Genomic DNA, 2,663 nt, shown 5'->3' with positions numbered 1-2,663 from the left:
GCGGTATTCGGTGGTGGTCTGGCTCATGGGTTTCTCCTTTGTCTTTAGGCGGGGGTGGTGGCTGGAACGTGGATCCGGAACCGGTTCTCCAGCCGACCGATCCCGTCGATTTCGGTGGTCAGGGTGTCGCCGTCCTGGAGGAAGCGCGGCGGGGTCATGCCCATGCCCACTCCCCCGGGCGTTCCCGTGAGGACAAGATCGCCGGGGCGCAGGGTGGTGAATTGCGAGATGTAGGAAAGCAACTGTGCGGGGCCGAACACGAGGGTGCGGGTGTTGCCGTCCTGGACAAGCTCGCCGTTGACGTAGCCCTTGACCTGGAAGTGTTCGCCGGCTTCGTCCGCGGTGACCATCACCGGGCCCACGGGAGTGGTCGCGTCCCAGGCTTTGCCCTGGAACCACTGCAGCGTCCGGTTTTGCCAGTCCCGCATGGAGACATCGTTGGCCACGGTGTACCCGGCGATCGCCTCGCGGGCCTGGTCCTCGTCCGCCTGGTACAGCTCGGAACCCACGACGACGGCCAGCTCGGCTTCCCAGTCGACGCGGGCACTGCCATGGACTTCTACCGGGTCATTCGCGCCGACCAAGGTGTCCGCATACTTGGCGAACAGCGTCGGGTACTCCGGGAGGTCCCGGCCCATCTCCTGGATGTGATCACCGTAGTTCAAGCCGCAGCAGATCACTTTCCCGGCGTTGGGCAGCAGAGGGGCGAAGTCAGGGTTGCTGATGGTTTCTCCGTCGGCTGCTTCCGCCACGGCCCGCCAGTTGTCCTGGGCCAGGAGTGCGCCCACATCACTGGCCGGAAGCGTTCGGTAAGTGCCCTCGCCCGTGGCGAGTGCCGCCGTCGTACGTCCGCCCGAGGTGCGCAGAGTGGCAAGTTTCATCGGCTGGTTTCCCTTCAAGATTCGATGTATCGACTTTTTTACGATCGTCACATATGCTCAATGTAACACGGCAGAATCGATCTGCAATAGAGGCTTACGAGATTTAGGCGACAATCAGGAGGATCAGCATGGCGCACAAGACCATCAACCCGGAATCACTGCCCAAGCCGTCGGGTTTCGCGCACGGCACGCTCGCGGGAAATACCATCTACCTGGCGGGCCAGACGGCGCTCGGCAAGGACATGAAGATCGTCTCCGGCGGTATCGTGGAGCAGTTCACGCAGGCGTTTTCCAACGTCCTGGCCACGCTCCGCGAAGCGGGCGGGCAGCCGGAGGACCTGGTCAACGTCACCATCTATCTCACCGACGTGGACGACTATATGGCCAACGGCCGCGAAATCGGGCGCATCTGGCGCGAAATGGCCGGCTCCGAGTATCCAGCCATGGCCGGCATCGGCATCACACGCCTGTGGCAGAAGGAAGCCATGATCGAAATCCAGGCCATAGCCGTCATTCCTGAACGCTGAGGGCTTGGTCCGGTCCGCCCCGAAATTGCTTAGCCGGGACGTGAAGTAACTGAAGCTGCTGCGACGCTGCGGTCGGGCTCGGCGGTGGCTCAGTCCAAACGCGGGCGCATCGGCGTCCGGGAGTAACTGACACGGGCATCGCTCAGGCTACCGCCCGGGCGATGCCCCTTCCGTCTAGCAACTACTGGCTCTAATGCCGTGACTGACCGGAGATGATGGCACGAAGCCTCCCGCATTGAATCCACTCGTACGAGATTGTTCCGAAGTTTGTTTTGGGGCGTAGCGCCGCATTGGAAGCAGCGCTCGAGAGTAGGGCTTACGAACAGAAAGTGTGGAGACTAACTTCTGGCTACCGCCGTCGCGCCAACAGCGGCCTGGAGTGCGCGCACCGACATGTTAAAGAATGCTTCGCCCACTTTGTCTTTGAGCGTCAGACGCTGCATGGTGAATCCGTCTATGGCCCCTATCAGCAACTGAGCCAAAGTGTCCAGATCCACGTCGGCCTCGTCAGGGGTCATGACCTCCACAAGCAATTGTTCGAATCCGCTGAGATACCGTCGGTAGACCCGACCAGCCAGGTGACTCGACGTAGGGTTGCGCAAGGACCAAAAGGTCAACTCAAGCATCGCCAGCTGGACCTGGGGATTCCCGCGGTTCCACTGGACGTAAGAACGCATGATGTCTTCGATGCCTTGTGCCAGCCCAACCCCCGGCGTCACCGAACTGCCAATTTCAGCGAAGGCGCTTGAGGCTGCATGCTCGTACACGGCCTGGAGGAGATCTTCCTTGGTCTCGAAGCAGTAGTGGAGGTTAGGTGCGGGAAGCCCCGCCTCCTCAGCAATGCGACGAGTTGTCGCCTTCGCCAGCCCTTCCTGAATAATCACGCGCGTGGCGGCGGTGACGAACTGGCGTCGCCGCTGTTCCACAGGCAGATGGGACTGGGCCATTTTTTCCTCCAGTTGGGTATCCGTCAGGCGACGGCGTGGATCTAGTTGACATTCTAGTGCCGAGGTTCTTTCAGCGCCTCCGAAAGCTGCGTGCGAATTGAGCAAGGGGTCAATTTCCTCGCGGCGGGGTTTCAGGACGCACGTCCGTTGATCATAGCCTTCAGCAGGTAAAACGGCGGAGTGAGATGTCGGTTCCGGGATTGCTTCTACATTAGTCTTGATCAAGCGCTCAGGTTTGTGTTAGTGTTCTTTTAGTTGATGTGATCCCGGACACTTCCGGGGTTGGTTGGCTATAGTTTGAACGCAGC

General features: G+C 60.6%; 3 protein-coding genes. 1 reads left to right on the top strand and 2 read right to left on the bottom strand.

The features are described from left to right. Positions 1-44 precede the first annotated feature (44 nt). Entirely contained in the window at positions 45-881 is an 837-nt protein-coding gene (locus tag ACFVSJ_RS24315; RefSeq protein WP_387439688.1) for a fumarylacetoacetate hydrolase family protein, read from the bottom strand. A gap of 128 nt (positions 882-1,009) precedes the next feature. Here ACFVSJ_RS24315 and ACFVSJ_RS24310 point away from each other — a divergent pair, with 128 nt between their 5' ends. Then, the gene (locus ACFVSJ_RS24310) at positions 1,010-1,408 is read left to right on the top strand and encodes a RidA family protein (RefSeq protein ID WP_387439687.1); all 399 of its coding nucleotides are present in this window, start codon (positions 1,010-1,012) and stop codon (positions 1,406-1,408) included. Positions 1,409-1,746: 338 nt separating this feature from the next. On the opposite strand, the gene ACFVSJ_RS24305 is transcribed toward ACFVSJ_RS24310, so the two are convergent. Then, the gene (locus ACFVSJ_RS24305) at positions 1,747-2,580 is read right to left on the bottom strand and encodes a TetR/AcrR family transcriptional regulator (RefSeq protein WP_387439686.1); all 834 of its coding nucleotides are present in this window, start codon (positions 2,578-2,580) and stop codon (positions 1,747-1,749) included. Positions 2,581-2,663 lie beyond the last annotated feature (83 nt).

Source organism: Paenarthrobacter sp. NPDC058040, assembly GCF_042885775.1.
Taxonomy (GTDB): Bacteria; Actinomycetota; Actinomycetes; order Actinomycetales; family Micrococcaceae; genus Arthrobacter.
The sequence above is the reverse complement of the archived record's forward strand: the minus strand, read 5'-3'. Positions and strand labels throughout refer to the sequence as shown.

Excerpts from the sequence above, each read along its gene's own strand:
- ACFVSJ_RS24315 (WP_387439688.1), bottom strand. The coding sequence starts at position 881 with ATGAAACTTGCCACTCTGCGCACCTCGGGCGGACGTACGACGGCGGCA.
- ACFVSJ_RS24310 (WP_387439687.1), top strand. The coding sequence starts at position 1,010 with ATGGCGCACAAGACCATCAACCCGGAATCACTGCCCAAGCCGTCGGGT.